Origin of the sequence: Arthrobacter sp. YN (assembly GCF_002224285.1) — a bacterium.
Classification (GTDB): Bacteria; Actinomycetota; Actinomycetes; order Actinomycetales; family Micrococcaceae; genus Arthrobacter.
In genome coordinates, this window is the sequence record NZ_CP022436.1 from 2,785,689 (window position 1) to 2,803,321 (window position 17,633).

Annotated in this window: 16 protein-coding genes; 12 read left to right on the forward strand and 4 right to left on the reverse strand. The window is 62.5% G+C overall.

What is annotated here, in order from left to right:
• Positions 1-54: 54 nt before the first annotated feature.
• Positions 55-1,464 carry a sugar nucleotide-binding protein gene (locus tag CGK93_RS12570; protein WP_089595123.1) on the reverse strand — a complete coding sequence of 470 codons (1,410 nt, stop codon included), beginning with the start codon at positions 1,462-1,464 and terminating at the stop codon, positions 55-57.
• Between the two features lie 3 nt (positions 1,465-1,467).
• Positions 1,468-2,466 carry a dTDP-glucose 4,6-dehydratase gene (gene rfbB, locus CGK93_RS12575; protein ID WP_089595124.1) on the reverse strand — a complete coding sequence of 333 codons (999 nt, stop codon included), beginning with the start codon at positions 2,464-2,466 and terminating at the stop codon, positions 1,468-1,470.
• Positions 2,467-2,519: 53 nt separating this feature from the next.
• Between rfbB and rfbA the strand changes: the two genes are divergently transcribed.
• Complete coding sequence (gene rfbA / locus CGK93_RS12580; RefSeq protein WP_089595125.1) at positions 2,520-3,386, forward strand: glucose-1-phosphate thymidylyltransferase RfbA; 867 nt, start codon at positions 2,520-2,522, stop codon at positions 3,384-3,386.
• Between the two features lie 6 nt (positions 3,387-3,392).
• On the opposite strand, the gene CGK93_RS12585 is transcribed toward rfbA, so the two are convergent.
• Positions 3,393-4,325 (reverse strand): aldo/keto reductase, encoded by a 933-nt coding sequence (locus CGK93_RS12585; RefSeq protein WP_089595126.1) that lies wholly within the window; start codon positions 4,323-4,325, stop codon positions 3,393-3,395.
• Between the two features lie 52 nt (positions 4,326-4,377).
• On the opposite strand from CGK93_RS12585, the gene CGK93_RS12590 reads away from it, so the two are divergent.
• Together CGK93_RS12590 and mshC are read left to right on the forward strand one after the other, a co-directional pair.
• The gene (locus CGK93_RS12590) at positions 4,378-5,211 is read left to right on the forward strand and encodes an undecaprenyl-diphosphate phosphatase (RefSeq protein WP_089595127.1); all 834 of its coding nucleotides are present in this window, start codon (positions 4,378-4,380) and stop codon (positions 5,209-5,211) included.
• Positions 5,212-5,226: 15 nt separating this feature from the next.
• Positions 5,227-6,504 (forward strand): cysteine--1-D-myo-inosityl 2-amino-2-deoxy-alpha-D-glucopyranoside ligase, encoded by a 1,278-nt coding sequence (gene mshC, locus CGK93_RS12595; RefSeq protein ID WP_089595128.1) that lies wholly within the window; start codon positions 5,227-5,229, stop codon positions 6,502-6,504.
• A gap of 80 nt (positions 6,505-6,584) precedes the next feature.
• Here mshC and CGK93_RS12600 read toward each other — a convergent pair whose 3' ends face one another.
• A complete protein-coding gene (locus CGK93_RS12600) occupies positions 6,585-7,490 on the reverse strand; it encodes a PAC2 family protein (RefSeq protein ID WP_089595129.1) in 906 nt (301 codons plus the stop codon).
• Between the two features lie 30 nt (positions 7,491-7,520).
• Between CGK93_RS12600 and CGK93_RS12605 the strand changes: the two genes are divergently transcribed.
• The 9 genes from CGK93_RS12605 to pafA all read left to right on the forward strand — a co-directional run bounded on the left by CGK93_RS12605 (position 7,521) and on the right by pafA (position 17,555).
• Positions 7,521-8,333 carry an HAD family hydrolase gene (locus tag CGK93_RS12605; protein WP_089595130.1) on the forward strand — a complete coding sequence of 271 codons (813 nt, stop codon included), beginning with the start codon at positions 7,521-7,523 and terminating at the stop codon, positions 8,331-8,333.
• Complete coding sequence (locus tag CGK93_RS12610; RefSeq protein WP_089595131.1) at positions 8,334-9,497, forward strand: site-2 protease family protein; 1,164 nt, start codon at positions 8,334-8,336, stop codon at positions 9,495-9,497.
• Between the two features lie 115 nt (positions 9,498-9,612).
• Positions 9,613-10,692 carry a tRNA (adenine-N1)-methyltransferase gene (locus CGK93_RS12615; protein ID WP_089597424.1) on the forward strand — a complete coding sequence of 360 codons (1,080 nt, stop codon included), beginning with the start codon at positions 9,613-9,615 and terminating at the stop codon, positions 10,690-10,692.
• 97 nt (positions 10,693-10,789) lie between these two features.
• A complete protein-coding gene (arc, locus tag CGK93_RS12620; protein ID WP_198318217.1) occupies positions 10,790-12,598 on the forward strand; it encodes a proteasome ATPase in 1,809 nt (602 codons plus the stop codon).
• Positions 12,599-12,648: 50 nt separating this feature from the next.
• Complete coding sequence (gene dop, locus CGK93_RS12625; RefSeq protein ID WP_089597428.1) at positions 12,649-14,268, forward strand: depupylase/deamidase Dop; 1,620 nt, start codon at positions 12,649-12,651, stop codon at positions 14,266-14,268.
• A 119-nt stretch (positions 14,269-14,387) separates the two neighbouring features.
• Positions 14,388-14,591, forward strand: coding sequence for a ubiquitin-like protein Pup (locus tag CGK93_RS12630; RefSeq protein WP_089595132.1), 204 nt, complete (start codon positions 14,388-14,390; stop codon positions 14,589-14,591).
• Between the two features lie 79 nt (positions 14,592-14,670).
• A complete protein-coding gene (prcB, locus tag CGK93_RS12635; protein ID WP_089595133.1) occupies positions 14,671-15,480 on the forward strand; it encodes a proteasome subunit beta in 810 nt (269 codons plus the stop codon).
• Position 15,481: 1 nt separating this feature from the next.
• Entirely contained in the window at positions 15,482-16,189 is a 708-nt protein-coding gene (gene prcA, locus CGK93_RS12640; RefSeq protein WP_089595134.1) for a proteasome subunit alpha, read from the forward strand.
• Between the two features lies 1 nt (position 16,190).
• On the forward strand, positions 16,191-17,555 hold the full coding sequence (pafA, locus tag CGK93_RS12645) for a Pup--protein ligase (RefSeq protein ID WP_089595135.1): 1,365 nt from the start codon (positions 16,191-16,193) through the stop codon (positions 17,553-17,555).
• Positions 17,556-17,633 lie beyond the last annotated feature (78 nt).

The window sequence follows — 17,633 nt, forward strand, 5'->3', positions numbered from 1 at the left end:
CCTGCCTCAGGCGGGCTGCCGTACGGCCACTGTAGGCCCTTTTTCCGGACGCCGCTAGGGTTCCAAACCCTCCAAAAACTCCGCCAGGCGCACGGGCGCTGGAACCGGGTCAAATCCGGTGGCCCGGATCTTCGACAGGTCCAGAACGCTGCTGTGGGGGCGCGGGGCGGTACCGGGCTTGGCATAGTCTGCAGTGCTGACAGGCTTCACCCGGACGGGATCGGCCCCGCAGTGACGGAACACATCCCTGGCAACGCCGGCCCAGGATGCCCGCTCGCCGCTGTTGCTGACGTTGTACGTGCCATACGGGGCCTGATGGTCCACCAAATGACGGATGGCCGAAGCGACGTCGACGGCGAAGCTCAGCCTCCCCCATTGGTCATCAACCACGGACGGCGAAACCCCCTGGGCGGCCAAAGCAGCCATGGTTCGAACAAAGTTTCGACCCTCACCAACTACCCAACTGGTCCGCACGATGTAGTGCCGCGGGACCGTCGCCACGGCTATCTCTCCAGCTGCTTTGCTCTGGCCGTAGACACCCAGGGGCGTCGGATTTTCGTCCTCCCGGTGAACGTCGGTAGTTCCGTCGAAGACGTAGTCGCTGGAAACATGGACCAGCGTCAGTGAATGCTCGACGGCGATCCTCGCCAAGCGGGCCACGGCTGTTGCGTTGATGGCCCAGGCGGCCGCGCGGCCATCCGCGGTTTCGGCAGCGTCAACGCCCGTAAATGCTGCCGCATTGATGATGGTGGAGTACTTCCGCCAGTCCCGTGCCGCGTACGATTCCCACGACGTGAGATCGAAATCTGCCCGGCCGGCGAATTCCACGCTGGCCTCTCCGGCATACTCACCCCGTAAGGCTTTGCCTAGTTGCCCGTCCGCTCCGAGGACCAGCGTTCGCCGCGGCTGCATGGGCTTTACGTCCGGCAAGCGTGGGTGGCCCTTGTCCTGGGTCGACAGAACAGCATGGTCCAACGGAATGGGCCACGGAACGGCTACGTGGTGGTCGGCCACGTTGAGGAAGGTGTAGTCGTTCTGCGCCTCAGCACTCCAGTGATCATTGACCAGGTACGTGTACGCGGTGTCGTCCTCCAGGGTTTGGAAGGCGTTTCCAACACCGCGGGGAACGTACACCGCATCCTTGGGCGTCATTTCCGCACAGAACATGGTGCCGAAGCCGGGCCCCTCGCGCAGGTCCACCCACGCGCCAAAGATCCTCCCTGCCGCAACCGAAATGAACTTGTCCCACGGTTCGGCATGGATTCCCCGGGTAGTTCCCCGCGCAGCGTTGAAGGAAATGTTGTTTTGCACCGGCCCGAAGTCCGGGAGCCCCAGGTCCAGCATCTTCTTCCGATGCCAGTTTTCCTTGAACCATCCCCGGTCATCCCCGTGAACCGGCAACTCGAAAAGCACCAGCCCTGGGATCGGTGTGTTTCGTGAACGCAACTGCTGTGCCGGCTCCACGGCTTAGTGGCCCTGGCCGGCGTATTTGGATTCCGTTGAGGCTTTCTGGGGCCGCCACCAGGCTTCGTTGTCCCGGTACCACTGAACGGTGGCAGCCAGACCGGCGTCGAAGTCCGAAAACCGGGGCGACCACCCAAGTTCCCGGCGGAGCTTGCTTGAATCGATGGCGTAGCGCAGGTCATGGCCTGGCCGGTCGGTCACCAGGTCGTAGGCGTCGCTGGGCTGGTCGGCGAGGGACAACAGCTTTTCCACCACCTCCCTGTTGGACCGTTCGCCGTCGGCCCCAATCAGGTAGGTTTCACCCACCCGCCCACCTTCAAGAATGGCCACCACCGCCGAGGAATGGTCTTCGACGTGAATCCAGTCGCGCACGTTGCGGCCGTTGCCGTAGAGGCGCGGCCGCGTGCCTTCCAGGATGTTGGTGATCTGCCGGGGGATGAACTTCTCAACGTGCTGGTACGGACCGTAATTGTTGGAGCAATTGCTGATGGTCGCCTTGAGGCCGAAGGACCTGACCCATGCCCGCACCAGCAGGTCCGAGCCTGCTTTCGTAGCTGAGTACGGACTTGTGGGCCGGTAAACGGATTCTTCGGTGAACCGGCCCGGTTCATCCAGGGCAAGATCGCCGTAAACCTCGTCCGTGGAGATGTGATGGAACCGGGTGCCGTGCTTTCGCGCGGCTTCGATCAGGGTGAATGTTCCCAGCAGGTTGGTGTCGAGGAAGGGCCGGGGCTCTTCCAGGGAGTTGTCATTGTGGGACTCGGCGGCGAAGTGCACCACAGCATCCACGGCGGCAGTCAGCGGATCCACCACTGCGGCATCACAAATGTCACCCTGCACAAATTCGAAGCGTTCAGGCGGCAACCCGGCAAGCGATTCGATATTGCCTGCATAGGTCAATTTATCCAGGACCGTGACATGAAGGCCGGTGTGGCCCATGATGTAGTGGACAAAGTTGCATCCGATGAATCCGGCCCCGCCGGTGACAAGGATTCTCTGCATGGCCCTAGAGTAGCCGTCCGCGGCGGGACAGGGCACAGGTGAGGACGGCAGGTTTGCGAGGAATTATTCTTGCAGGTGGGACGGGTTCCAGGCTCCATCCCATCACGCTCGGAATCAGTAAACAGTTGGTTCCCGTGTTCGACAAGCCCATGATCTATTACCCGTTGTGCACACTGATGCTTGCCGGGATCCGCGATGTCCTCATCATCACCACTCCCGGCGATGCCACCCAGTTCCAACGGCTCCTGGGCGATGGTTCACAGTTCGGCATCAACCTGACGTACGCAGAACAGCCGACGCCGGACGGGTTGGCCCAGGCGTTCATCCTGGGGGAGCGGCACATCGGGTCAGGCAAGGTGGCCCTCATCCTCGGCGACAACATTTTTAATGGGCCCGGTATGGGCAACCAGTTACGCCACTACGTCGATGTCGACGGCGGTGCCATCTTCGGCTATTGGGTCAAGGACCCGTCCGCCTACGGGGTGGTGGAGTTCGACGACGACGGCCTGGCGGTATCCATTGAAGAGAAGCCGTCCATGCCCAAAAGCAATTACGCCGTCCCCGGCTTGTACTTTTACGACAATTCCGTAGTTGCCATGGCCAAGGACCTCAAACCCTCCCCACGCGGGGAACTGGAGATCACGGACATCAACAGGAAGTACATGGACCTCGGCCGGTTGCACGTACAGAAGTTTCCCCGCGGCACCGCTTGGTTGGACACGGGCACCTTCAGCGACCTGAACGATGCTTCCAACTACGTCCGCACCACTGAGAACCGGCAGGGCTTAAAGATCGGGGCACCCGAGGAAGTTGCCTGGCGGATGGGCTACCTGGACGACGACGGACTTCGACAACAGGCTGCCAAGCTGGCCAAGAGCGGGTATGGCAGCTATCTGCTGGACATCCTGGACCGGCAATAGACCGGCCTACAGCGCCGAAACGTCCTCCAGGGCGCGTCCTATCTCCGCAGGCAGAACCGTCAATTGTGCGTCCAGCAGTTCCTTGAGCTGGACGGCGTTCCTCGCCCCGACGATTGCCGTCGCCACGCCGGGGCGTGAGAGCAGCCAGCTCAGGGAGACATCCATAGGTGTGCGACCCAGCCCGCGGGCAGCCATGGCCACTGCTTCCACCACACGGGAAGCCCTCGGTTCCAAATACGGCTCAACATAGGCAGCCAGGCGGTTCTGCGCGGCACGGGAATCCGCTGGAATCTGTCCACGGTATTTGCCGCTGAGGACGCCCCTGCCCAACGGCCCCCACGCCATAAGACCCAATCCGGCGTCCTCCACAGCAGGAATCAGTTCGTCTTCGGCCTTGCGCTGGACCAGGGAATACTCCGACTGGTTGGCCACCAGGGTGAATCCCGCCACAGCAGCTGCTTTGGCGGTCTGCCAGCCGTTGTAGTTGGAAATTCCCACATACCGGGCACGTCCGGTCCTCTGGGCAAGTTCCAGCGCTGAAAGGGTCTCGTCGAGTGGCACGTTGGCATCCCACTCGTGGGCGAACCAGATGTCGATGTAGTCGGTTCCCAGCCTTGCGAGGCTGGCATCGAGCGCGGACAGCATGGCGCCGCGTGAAGCATTAATGCTGCGCCTTGAGTCCGACGACGACACGCCGGCTTTGGTGGAGATGACCAGTTCGGAGCGGGCCACGACATCGCCCAACATGGAACCCAGCATGGCCTCGGCCTGGCCTTGGGCATAGGAGGCCGCCGTATCAACCACCGTGCCGCCGGCAGCGACAAATGCGTGGAGGACTTCGGCAGCGTCCTGCTCATCGGTCTCCTGTGCCCAGGACATGGTTCCAAGGGACAAGGAGGACACGCGGAACCCACTGTTCCCGACATAACGCTGCTGCATAGCTGCTAGCTTACGGGGAGTTCCCAGTCTTCATGACGTAGGGTCTATTCACGTGAACTGGATAGAAGCAGCCTTGCTGGGCCTGGTGCAGGGCCTCACCGAATTCCTCCCGATCTCCTCGAGCGCACACCTGCGGATCGTCGGCTCATTCCTCCCGAATGCTTCCGATCCCGGTGCCGCGTTTACTGCCATCACGCAGTTGGGAACCGAAACCGCCGTCATCGTCTACTTCTGGCGCGACATCGTGAGGATCGTCCGCGCCTGGTTCGGGTCCCTCACTGGCAAAGTGGAGCGCAGCAATCCCGATGCCCGCATGGGGTGGCTCGTCATTCTGGGCAGCCTCCCGATCATCGTCCTGGGGTTGCTGTTCCAGGACCAGATCGAGTCGGTGTTGCGCAGCATGTGGATCGTGGCCACCATGCTGATCGTTTTCGGCATGATCCTGGCTGTCGCGGACGCGATCGGCCGGCAGGAGAGGGATCTCACACAACTGACGTACAAGCACGGCATTCTGTACGGGTTCGCCCAGGCCATGGCCCTGATACCGGGGGTCTCCCGCTCCGGTGGAACCATCACCGCCGGCCTCCTCATGGGGTACACCCGTGAAGCCGCTGCCCGGTATTCGTTCCTGCTGGCCATCCCGGCCGTGTTCGGCAGTGGCCTGTACCAGCTGTACAAGACGGTTTCCAACGATGGACTGGCCGGTCCCTACGGCTTGGCGGAGACTGCGATGGCTACGGTCATCGCTTTCGTCGTCGGCTACATCATCATTGGCTGGTTCCTGAAGTTCGTCTCCACCCGAAGTTACCGGCTGTTCGTCTGGTACCGGATCCTCTTGGGCCTGGCCTTGTATGTCTTGCTGTATTTCAATGTCATCAGTGCCTAGCACTAAGGTTGAGTCGTGAAATCGTGGACCTCCCGCCCTGTTCCTGAGCTGCCCGGCAGCATGCCGCAACTACGGCTGTTCGACACAGCCCTTGGCCGTGTAGTGGAGGTTGAACGGCAACCGGAACAGTCCATGTATGTCTGCGGCATCACGCCGTACGACGCGACCCACATGGGTCACGCGGCAAGCTACGTGGCCTTTGATCTCCTGAACCGTGCTTGGCGCGACGCTGGCCGCCGCGTCTCCTACGTCCAAAATGTCACGGATATCGATGACCCCCTGCTGGAGCGCGCCACCGCCACAGGGGTGGACTGGCGCGAACTTGCCCAGAGCCAGATCGACCTGTTCCAGACCGACATGGACGCTCTGAACGTCCTTGCACCCAATCACTACATCGGCGCCGTTGAGGCCATCCCGGATATCGTTCCCGCCATCGAGCGCCTCATTGCCGACGGGGTTGCCTACCGCGTCCACGGTTCTGACGGTGAGCCTGACGGCGATGTCTATTACGACGTCGAAATGGCAGGCAAGCGCTCGGACGCAACAGACGCCTGGACCCTGGGGGACGTGTCCGGACTCGGTGAAACAGAGATGCTGGCGCTGTTCGCAGAACGCGGCGGAGATCCCGCAAGGGCGGGAAAACGCCATGCACTGGATCCGCTGCTCTGGCGCGTGGCCCGCGAAGGCGAGCCACATTGGCCTGGCGCAAGCCTCGGAGATGGCCGGCCCGGTTGGCACATCGAATGCACGGTCATTGCACAGAAGTATCTTCCGGCACCCTTTACCGTCCAGGGCGGAGGCTCGGACCTCGTGTTCCCGCACCACGAAATGGGAGCCGGCCATGCTTACTCTCTGTCCGGGGTGCCCTTGGCACGGCACTATGCGCACGCCGGCATGGTGGGTCTGGACGGAGAAAAGATGAGCAAGTCCAAGGGCAACCTTGTTCTTGTCTCCAAGCTCCGAGCGGCTGGTGAAGAACCGGCGGCCATCCGCCTGGCGATTCTGGCCAACCACTACCGTTCGGACTGGTCCTGGACCGATGAGGAGTTTGCGGCAGCCAAGAAGCGGCTGGCGCAGTGGCGTGAAGCAGCGGAGCATGCCCAGACAGGTTCGGCGGGTCCGCTGGTGGGCGCGATGCGCAAGGAGCTGGCCAACGACCTCAACGCTCCCGGAGCCATTTCCGCAATTGATCGATGGGCAGAAGACACCCTGCGGAGCGATGCTCCGGCATCCGATCAGGACAGTGCCGTCATCTCTGACGCCATCAATGCTCTGCTTGGCGTGGAACTCTGATCACGCAAGTTCCGTAGGAACACAGCAACGGCCCCGACGTAACGTCGGGGCCGTTGCCGGTTTGTGACGGGAGCAACGGGTCAGGGTCGGTCCTTGCCGCGTCGCTTGAGGTACCGCTCGAATTCGCGGGCAATGGACTCCCCGGACGCTTCCGGGAGATCGGCCGTATCCTTGGCCTCCTCCAGTTGCCGTACATAGGCGGCAATTTCCGGGTCCTCGGTGGCGAGTTCGTCCACTCCGCGCTCCCAGGCCTCTGATTCTTCAGCCAGGGCCAAGCTGTCCAGCGGAACCTGAAGCAGATCCTCAACCTTGTGCAGAATGGCGAGCTGGGCCTTGGGGGAGGGCGGCTGCGCCACGTAGTGGGGGACTGCGGCCCACAGGGAGACAGTCGGCAAGCCAGCAAGCATGGCAAATTCAGCGAGCACACCGACGATGCCCACGGGCCCCTCGTACTGGGAGGCCTCAAGGTTGAGCCGCTCCCGCAATGAGCTGTCCTCGGTGGTGGTACTCACTGGGATGGGTCGGCTATGCGGCACGTCAGCCAGCAATGCGCCAATCAGAACCACGGAGTCAACCTTGAGTGCTTCGGCGTGGACCAGCAATTCCGTGGTGTAGGCACGCCAGCGGTACGAAGGTTCGGTGCCCAGGACAAAGACCACATCTACGTTGCTGTCCGGAACGGCCGCCTTGTAGATGCGGGTCGATGGCCATTTGACCTTGCGGGCCCCGGAGGATGTCCTCCGCACAGTAGGCCGCGTGAATTGGAAGTCGTAGTACTCCTCGGCATCCACCGTGGCAACCTTCTTACCGTCCCACAGCTTGTTGAGGTAGTGCAGCGCATCGCTGGCGGCTTCACCGGCATCGTTCCAGCCCTCAAAGGCGGCAAGCATTACCGTGACACGCTGGCCGTCCGCAGGTTCCTTGAGGAAACGCTCGGGCTCCGCGGTGATGTCCTGTCCTTCGGGTGTCCCGTCCACACTGTTCATCCACTCACCCTACGTCCAAGACCCTCGTGGATGCATGGCATTTCATGTGGGTGCGTGTCCCTTCTTCGCCCACAGCGCAAAGCACGCACAGCCGGCCGCCCGGTTCCACGTAGACTGGAAACCATGCATTCCTCACCCAGCCAGCCCCTCCTCAAAGCCGTGCTCTGGGATATGGATGGCACACTCGTGGACACCGAACCCTACTGGATCGCTGCCGAGCGCGCGCTGGTTGAGGCACATGGCGGCAGCTGGTCGCACCAGCAAGCCATGCAGTTGGTGGGGCAATCTTTGCTGCATTCTGCTGCTGTCCTGCAAGCCGCCGGAGTCAGGCTCGAAGCCCGCGAGATCGTGGATACGCTCAGCGCCCAGGTCATTGAGCAGGTCCGCAAGGAAGTTCCGTGGCGCCCGGGTGCGCGCGAACTGTTGGATGAGCTCCATCAGGCCGGCATCCGCTGCGCCCTGGTGACGATGTCCGAGGGCCCGCTGGCCGGCGTTGTGGTGGAAAGCCTGCCCAGGCCCTACTTCGAGTTCATGGTCACCGGGGATACCGTCGCCAACGGAAAACCGCACCCCGAGGCGTACCTTACGGCCGTTGAGCGCCTCCGCCTGGATGATCCGTCCCTGACGATCCACCATTGCGTCGCCTTGGAGGATTCCGTTCCGGGCGCCACCGCGGCCATCGCTTCGGGCGTGATCACCGTGGGAATTCCGCATCAGGTACCGCTCCCGGAGGATCACCGCATGGTCATGTGGGACACCCTCGTGGGCAGGACTTCATCCGATGTCCAGCAACTGGTCATTGACCGCTTCCAGGCAGCAAACCTCCTTGAAGGGGCCAACTAGGTGACAAGCTCCTCCACCCCGCATCATGCAACCAGTAAGAAGGACGGCATACCCCTCGGAAAGATTGCCGGCATTCCTGTCTTTCTCGCCTATTCGTGGTTTGTGATCGCCGGCTTCACTGTCATCGTGTACGGACCCGCGCTCCTGGTACGGATGCCGGATCTCGGCATCGGAGCCTATTTCGTTGCCTTGGGTTACGCCTTGCTGCTGGCTGTCTCTGTCCTGGTCCATGAACTGGCGCACGCCTTGAGCGCCAAAGTGTTCAACTGGCCCACGGAAAAGATTGTGCTGAACCTTTGGGGCGGCCACACCCAATTCGAGAACTTCACGGCTTCGCCCGGTCGATCAGTAGTGGTCGCCCTGGCCGGCCCTGCCTCCAACTTCGTCCTGGCGGCAGGGATGTGGGCCGTGCTTTCCACAGGAGTCCTCAGCGGTGTCTCAGACATCTTGGCCAACATCCTGATGTGGGCCAACCTCCTGATCGGCCTCTTCAATGTCCTCCCCGGCCTGCCCCTGGATGGCGGGCGTTTGGTTGAGTCGGCCGTGTGGAAAGCAACAGGCAGCCAGGACAAAGGCACCATCGCCGCCGGCTGGTCCGGCCGTATCATCGTTGCCGCCTTGGTCATCTGGTTCATCGGCCTGCCACTCATCAGCGGTTCGCCCTTGGACATCAACCTCATGCTCATCACCGTCCTCGTCTGCGGTTTCCTGTGGATGGGCGCGTCCAGTTCCATTCACCACGCAAAGCTCCGCAGCCGCCTTTACCTCGTGAGCGCTGCGGGCCTGGCAGAGCGCGCCGTGGGCGTACCGAACTCAGCCACCGTGGCCGACGTCCTGGACATATCACCGACCGGAAGTCCCGCCGTCGTGATCTGTGGTCCGGATGGCAAACCGCAGGGCGTAGTGGATTTCGGCGCAGCGGCCGCAGTGCCTCCGCAGTCGACGACGACGACGCCGGTCACCGCAGTGGCCCACGCCCTAGGCGCCGGGGCTTACGTCCCGGAATGGTCCAAGGGCCAGGAACTGATCCAGTACTTGGCACGGCTGGAGGGCGGCGAATACGCTGTGGTGGACCACAACGGAATCGTCACCGGGCTTCTCCGCCAGCAGGCAGTAGTGACGGCGATAACAGGTAAGGAAGCCCGCCGGAGCGGGCGCCCCTGACATCCTTGCCGGTAGAGTTGCATGCCGGCGGTTTTACCGAAGAACCCATTGATTTTTGGCGCCCATCCGCCAGCACGATGATGCGGCCAAGCCGTACAGGAGCGAGGAACAGTACATGAGCAGCGAAACCGCCGCCCCCGAAGCAAACGCCGGCACCGACGAGGCATCCGCCAGCCAGGCAATGACCGGCCACGCCGTGCAGCCGACGGGCGCTGCGCGCCGCCGCGGGCCTTTCCGCGTCGGTGAGCGGGTCCAGCTCACTGACGAGCGCGGCCGCATGAACACCATCACCCTGGAGGTGGGCGGTGCTTTCCACACCCACCGCGGCTTCCTGAACCACGACGAAATCATCGGCAAGGTGGATGGCTCCGTGGTCAGCAACAACGTTGGCCAGCAGTACCAGACGCTGCGCCCACTGCTCTCCGACTTCGTGTTGTCCATGCCACGCGGCGCTGCTGTGGTCTACCCAAAGGACGCCGGCCAGATTGTCACCATGGCCGACATCTTCCCGGGCGCACGCGTCGTGGAAGCCGGCGTCGGCTCCGGCGCCCTCTCCATCTCCCTGCTGCGCGCCGTGGGTGACGGTGGCTACCTCCACTCGTTTGAGCGTCGCGAGGAATTCGCCGACATCGCCCGTGGCAACGTGGAGACCATTTTCGGTGGACCGCACCCGGCATGGCAGATCTCCCTGGGCGACTTCCAGGAAGAAGTGGTCAAGGCTGAGGCTCCAGGCTCCGTGGACCGTGTGGTCCTGGACATGCTCGCTCCGTGGGAGTGCCTTGATGCTGTGGCCACCGTCCTGGCGCCCGGTGGCGTCTGGATCAGCTACGTGGCCACCGTCACCCAGTTGTCCCGCACAGCCGAGGCCATCCGTGCTGACGGACGCTTTACCGAGCCTGATGCTTGGGAGTCCATGGTCCGCGGTTGGCACCTCGAGGGCCTTGCCGTCCGTCCTGACCACCGCATGGTAGCCCACACCGGCTTCCTCCTGGTGACCCGCCGCCTCGCCGACGGTGTCACCGGAATTTCCGTCAAGCGCCGCCCGTCCAAGACGGAGTTCAGCGAAGAGGACCTCAACGCGTGGACTCCTGGCGCAGTGGGGGAGCGGTCAGTTTCCGACAAGAAACTCCGCCGTGCTGCCCGTGACGCCATCGCCGGCACCAACGTCCAGGACGATCCCGCAGTCACAAACTGACAAAGGTCACAATAGGGTCCGCATTCCGAATGTCACCCAGCACCCTGAGCTTTTCGGGACTAAGGTCTTCTTAAGCGCAGGAAGGGGCTGATGAATCGTGGATACGTCAAACAACGACCTTGGACGGCCGACGCCGGAGGAAGCACACGCCACAGCGGAAGAAGCAGCAAGCCGGGGGCTTTCCGCTGTCCAACCGCCCGAGCCCTCGAGTGATCTGACCGTTGCCGAACGGCAAATCAATATCCTCCGGGACAAGCTTCGCCACATTGACCGCCAGTTGGCCGCCGCTACCCAGAACAACAGCAAGCTCGTGGGCATGCTGGAGACGGCGAAGGCCGAGATCCTCCGTTTGAAGGGTGCACTGGAGCAGGAGGGCCAACCACCCTACAGCTTCGGAACCGTGGTGCAGATCAATCCGCGAAAGCAGCCGGCTGCAGGCAGTTCCGGCCAGGCCGCCACCGAGGAGTCAGTGGACATCTTCAATTCCGGCCGGAAAATGCGGGTGGGTGTCAGCCCACTGGTCAATCTGAACCAGCTCGCAGTGGGGCAGGAAGTCCTCCTGAACGAGGCATTGCTGGTGGTAGCCGGCCTCGGCTACGAACGCGCCGGTGAACTGGTGACGCTCAAGGAAATGCTTGGCAAGGACCGCGCACTGGTGGTGGGCCGGGCCGATGAAGAACGGGTGGTCCGGCTTTCGGGCGCCCTGCAAAGTGTTCACTTGAAGGTCGGCGACGCACTGTCCTTGGATTCCCGCACCGGTTACGCCCTTGAGAAGGTGCCGCGGGCCGAGGTGGAAAACCTCGTCCTCGAAGAAGTCCCGGATATCACCTACCAGGACATCGGTGGCCTTGGCCCCCAGATCGAACAGATCCGCGACGCCGTGGAGCTGCCCTTCCTGCACCCGGACCTCTACCGTGAGCACGGGCTGAAAGCCCCCAAAGGCATCCTCCTCTACGGCCCCCCGGGCTGCGGCAAAACCCTCATCGCCAAAGCCGTGGCGAATTCGCTTGCAGCACGTGCGGCGGAACGTGCCGGCAACACCGACCTCAAGAGCTACTTCCTGAACATCAAGGGTCCGGAGTTGCTGGACAAGTACGTGGGCGAGACTGAGCGGCACATCAGGTTGATCTTCTCCCGCGCACGGGAAAAGGCGTCCGATGGCAGCCCGGTAGTTGTTTTCTTCGATGAAATGGACTCGCTCTTCCGCACCCGAGGCACCGGCGTTTCCTCAGACGTGGAAACCACCATTGTTCCGCAACTGCTCAGTGAGATCGATGGCGTGGAACGCTTGGACAATGTGATTGTCATTGGCGCCTCCAACCGTGAGGACATGATCGATCCCGCCATCCTCAGGCCGGGCCGCCTTGACGTGAAGGTCAAGATCCAGCGTCCCGACGCCGAAGCTGCGGCTGACATTTTCGCGAAGTACATCACCACTGACCTGCCCTTCCACGCGCAGGACCTGGCCGAATATGGCGGAGACGTCCAGGCCACTGTCGACGCCATGGTCCAGCGCACCGTGGAAGCCATGTACTCAACGGAGAAGTCCAACGAATACCTCGAGGTAACCTACGCCAACGGCGACACCGAGATGCTCTACTTCAAGGACTTCAACTCCGGTGCCGTGGTGCAGAATGTGGTGGACCGTGCCAAGAAGTACGCCATCAAGGACCTCCTGACCAACAACCAAAAGGGACTCCGCATTGAGCACCTGCTGCGGGCCGTGGTGGACGAGTTCCGTGAGCACGAGGATATGCCCAATACCACCAACCCGGACGACTGGGCACGGATCTCCGGCAAGAAGGGCGAGCGGATCACCTACATCCGTACCATCGTCCAGGGCAAGGCCGGCCAGGAACCGGGCAAGTCCATTGAAACCACTGCCAACACGGGCCAGTACCTGTGACAGCAAGACCCGAAGGTACGCCCGCTGAGAAATTGCCCGCCGGCGGTGCCATGCGCGTCATGGGCTCGGAAACTGAATACGGCATCCATGCACCATCGGCTCCTGGAGCGAACGCCACCATGATGTCCGCGAGGATCATCCAGGCGTATGCCGCAGTCACCCGGCAACGGGCGGCCGGGGGAGCGGAAACACGCTGGGACTACACCGACGAGGAACCGTTGCACGATGCCCGCGGCTGGACCGTGGACCGGGCCGCGGCGGACCCCAGCCAGCTGACTGACCAGCCACCAGTGCTCGACGCCGAGGCAGTCGCGTTGGCCTATGGCCGCCAGGAGTTGGAACTTGATGGCGCGGACGAGTCCGGTTCCCTGCTGATGAACATGGTTTTGGGCAACGGTGCACGCCTTTATGTGGACCATGCGCACCCGGAGTACTCGAGCCCTGAGGTCACCAACCCCCGGGATGTTGTTGCGTGGGATGCGGCAGGCGACTTGGTTGCCTTGGCCACTGTCCGGAAGGTGGCGGCCGATGCCGGCCTCCCTCCCATCAACCTCTACAAAAACAACACGGACAACAAGTCAGTGTCCTATGGCTCGCATGAAAACTACCTCATGCCGCGTTCGGTTCCCTTCGGCGACATCATTCGCGGCCTCACGCCGTTCTTTGTGTCCCGCCAGGTCATCTGTGGGGCCGGACGCGTTGGACTGGGGCAGGACAGTTCGACCCCCGGTTACCAGATCAGCCAACGCGCCGACTTCTTCGAGGCAGAGGTGGGGCTGGAAACAACCATCCGGCGCCCCATCATCAACACCCGGGATGAGCCGCACGCAACAGCTGACAAGTACCGCCGCCTTCACGTCATCATTGGCGACGCCAACCTCAGCCAGGCCTCGAACTACCTCAAATTCGGCACCACTGCCATGGTCCTGAGCCTGATCGAGGCCGGTCAGGCGCCCAGGATAGAGGTCCACGAACCCGTCCAGGCACTTCAGGCCGTCAGCCATGACACATCGCTCACGGCGACAGTGAGGTTGCTTGATGGCCGAAGGGTGACTGCCCTGGACATCCAGTGGATGTACTACGAGGCCGCCGCCAAACTTTCCCAGGAAACTGGAGTGGCGGATTCCGTGACCGGTGACGGCCACACCCATGGTGTTTTGTCGCGGTGGGAATCAACGTTGACAACCCTGGGCAGCGACCTCGATGCCGCCGCATCTTCTGTTGAATGGGTGGCCAAGAGGTCGCTCCTGGAAGGGTACCGGAAGCGCGACGGCCTGTCCTGGGACGACGCCCGGCTGGGTCTGGTTGATCTTCAGTGGTCCGATATCCGGCCGGAAAAGGGTCTCTACTACAGGCTGCTGTCCAAGGACCGCATGCTGAAGATCGTCGACGACGCCGACATCGCCCGGGCGGTGACCGAACCGCCGTCGGACACCCGCGCATACTTCCGCGGCCGTTGTGTCTCGAAGTTCGGGAAGGACGTGGTCGGGGCAAGCTGGGACTCTGTTATTTTCGACGTTCCTGGGTTGGGCAAGCTGCAGCGGGTCCCCACCCGCGAACCACTCCGGGGCACGGAGGCGTTGACCGGTGCGCTGTTTGAGCGCCACCAGGATGCAGGCGCCTTCCTGTCCGAGTTGATGGGCCGGAATGTACCCCCGGTAAAGAGCTGACGGCGCTCCGCCACGGGAAGATCCGGGCCTGGTCAAAGCCACACGCAGCAGCCCGCAGCGTGGCAATATGGCAGTAGGAAGTCTCCGTCATCAGGAGACTGACAGTAGGGAGAAAGAAAATGGCAGCACAGGAGCAGCAACAACCACAGTCACGGGACACCGAAGCTGAGGTGGATGTCCCTGAGGCCCCGCCCGCAGCACCTGCGGCACAGGCTTCGGACGCAACGCAGGGCGTCGATGACCTCCTCGACGAAATCGACGGCGTTCTCGAATCCAACGCTGAGGAATTCGTCAGGGCGTTTGTCCAAAAGGGTGGCCAGTAACCGGACCCGCTACAGGATGTACTGCCCGGCAGGCGTGAGGCCGCCGGGCATCGGAACGCAGAGTCGAAGGAGTGCAGCAATGCAGGACCCATCAACCGGCCCCCTGGCCACCCAGGCAACATCTTCTTTCACGGAGCATCTCCAACGCTCGCGTCCCGAACTCCTCCCGTTCAATCAGTCCTTACCCGCCGGCACCGTCCCGTCCTCGCCGCACGCCACCACGATCGTTGCTTTGACGTATCCAGGCGGCGTGCTGATGGCGGGGGATCGTCGCGCCACGATGGGCAACATCATCGCCAGCAGGCACATCGAGAAAGTCTTCCCTGCGGATGAGTACTCCGTCTTGGGTATTGCCGGAACCGCCGGCCTGGCCATCGACATCACCCGTCTTTTCCAGGTTGAACTGGAGCATTACGAGAAGATCGAGGGCACCTTGCTCAGCCTCGTGGGCAAGGCGAACCGCCTCGGCGCCATGATCCGTGGAAACCTGCCGATGGCCATGCAGGGAATGGCGGTCATTCCGCTGTTTGCAGGGTTTGACCACGTCTCCGGCGTGGGCAGGCTGTTCTCCTACGACGTCACCGGTGGCCGCTATGAAGAGCAGGAACACCACTCGGTGGGTTCTGGTTCAGTGTTTGCCCGCGGAGCCCTGAAGAAATTGTGGAAGCCGAACCTCTCCGAGGAAGCCGCCGTTGCGGTGGCTGTTGAGGCCCTCTACGACGCCGCCGACGACGATTCCGCCACCGGCGGGCCCGATCCCGTCCGCCAGCTGTGGCCCGTGGTCTACACCGTCAACCGCGCCGGGACGCGCCGTGTTCCGGAACGGGATTTGGCGGCCATAGCGGGCGCCATCGTCGAATCCCGCGCCATCGCTGGACGGGAGGCCTGAGATGACCCAGCAGTTCTACGTCTCGCCTGAGCAACTCATGAAGGACCGTGCGGACTTTGCACGGAAAGGCATCGCACGCGGGCGGTCAGTAGTGGTGATCAGCTGCGCCGACGGCATCGCGCTGATCGCAGAGAACCCCTCGCCGTCTTTGCACAAAATTGGTGAAATCTACGACAAAATCGCGTTCGCGGCGGTAGGCAAGTACAACGAGTTCGAGAGCCTCCGGCAGGCGGGTGTCCGCTATGCCGATGTCCGCGGCTATTCCTACGATCGCGAAGACGTCACCGCCCGTGGACTGGCCAGCGTGTATGCCCAGAGCCTCGGTGCCGTGTTCACGGCCGAACAGAAACCCTTCGAAGTGGAACTCGCCGTTGCCGAGGTCGGCTTGGCGCAGGAGCAGGACCACCTCTACCGGCTCACGTTTGATGGCTCCATCGCAGATGAGAACGGCTTCGTGGTCATGGGTGGACTCGCCGACCAAATTTCCGACGTCGTCAGCGGGGCTTGGGATCCTGAGCTCACCCTTGCCGGCGCCATGCGTTTGGCCCTGCGCGCCCTGTCCACGGACAAGGACGCCGATGCTCTGCCGGCCACCGCCGTCGAAGCTGCAGTGCTGTACCGCGCATCCGAAAGCCACCGCGGTTCCCGGAGGGCGTTCCGGAGGCTTTTGCCGGAGGACATGACCCGGTTGCTCACAGAGGAGGCTTGAGATGGACAAGAGAATATTTGGCATCGAAACGGAATTCGGGATCTCATATTCCAGCCCGGATTCACGGCCACTGGCTCCCGAGGAAGTAGCCCGCTACCTCTTCCGCAAGGTGGTCAGTTGGGGCCGTTCGTCCAATGTGTTCCTGACCAACGGCTCGCGGCTGTACCTGGATGTGGGTTCGCATCCGGAGTATGCCACGGCCGAGTGCGACGACCTCGCACAGTTGATCGCCCATGACAGGGCGGGTGAGCTTATCCTGGACGACCTCGTGGATGAGGCCCAGGCAAGGCTGGCGGCAGAGGGCTTCAACGGCACTGTTTACCTGTTCAAGAACAACACCGACTCCGCGGGAAACTCCTACGGCAGCCACGAGAACTACCTGATCCCGCGCCGCGGCGAATTTTCCCGCCTGGCTGAGATCCTCATCCCCTTCCTGGTGACGCGCCAGCTGATCGCCGGTGCAGGCAAGGTCCTCAAGACACCGCATGGGGCCACCTTCGCGTTCTCCCAGCGGGCGGACCACATCTGGGAGGGCGTGTCCTCAGCCACCACCAGGTCCCGCCCCATCATCAATACCCGCGATGAGCCCCACGCGGATGCAGAATTTTACCGCCGCCTCCATGTGATCGTCGGGGACAGCAATATGTCAGAAACCACGGCCCTGCTCAAAGTGGGAACAGTGGACCTGATCCTCCGCATGATCGAGTCGGGCGTCATCATGCGCGACATGCGGATGGAGAACCCCATCCGCAGCATCCGCGAAATCTCACATGACCTCACGGGCCGCGCCCTGGTCAGGCTTGCCAACGGCCGGCAGCTCACCGCCCTCGATATCCAGCGCGAATACCTCACCAAGGTCACTGAATTTGTCGCCACCAACGGGGCACACAACCCCCACGTACCGCTCATCCTGGACCTGTGGAAGCGCACGCTGGACGCCATCGAAAGCGGCGATACGTCTACCATTGATACCGAGGTGGACTGGGCCATCAAGAAGAAGTTGATGGACGGGTATATGCGCCGGCACGACCTCAGCCTGGACTCTCCACGAATCGCCCAACTTGACCTCACCTATCACGATATCTCGCGGCAACGCGGCATCTTCTTCCTATTGCAGGCACGGGGGGCAGCACGTCGGCTGGTCACGGAAACAGAGGTCAAGGACGCCGTGGACGCACCGCCGCAAACAACGCGGGCGAAACTGCGCGGAGACTTTGTCCGCCGGGCCCAGGAACTTGGCCGTGACTACACCGTGGATTGGGTCCACCTGAAGCTGAACGACCGCGCCCACCAGACAATTCTGTGCAAGGACCCGTTCCGGAGCGTCGACGAGCGGGTGGATGCGCTCCTGGACTCTATGAGCTGACTCCCAGCTTCACGGGCTATTCTGGATAGTGGTCTCTTCACGGGACCCAACCTGTTTGGAGGCGCTACGCGCCTTTCC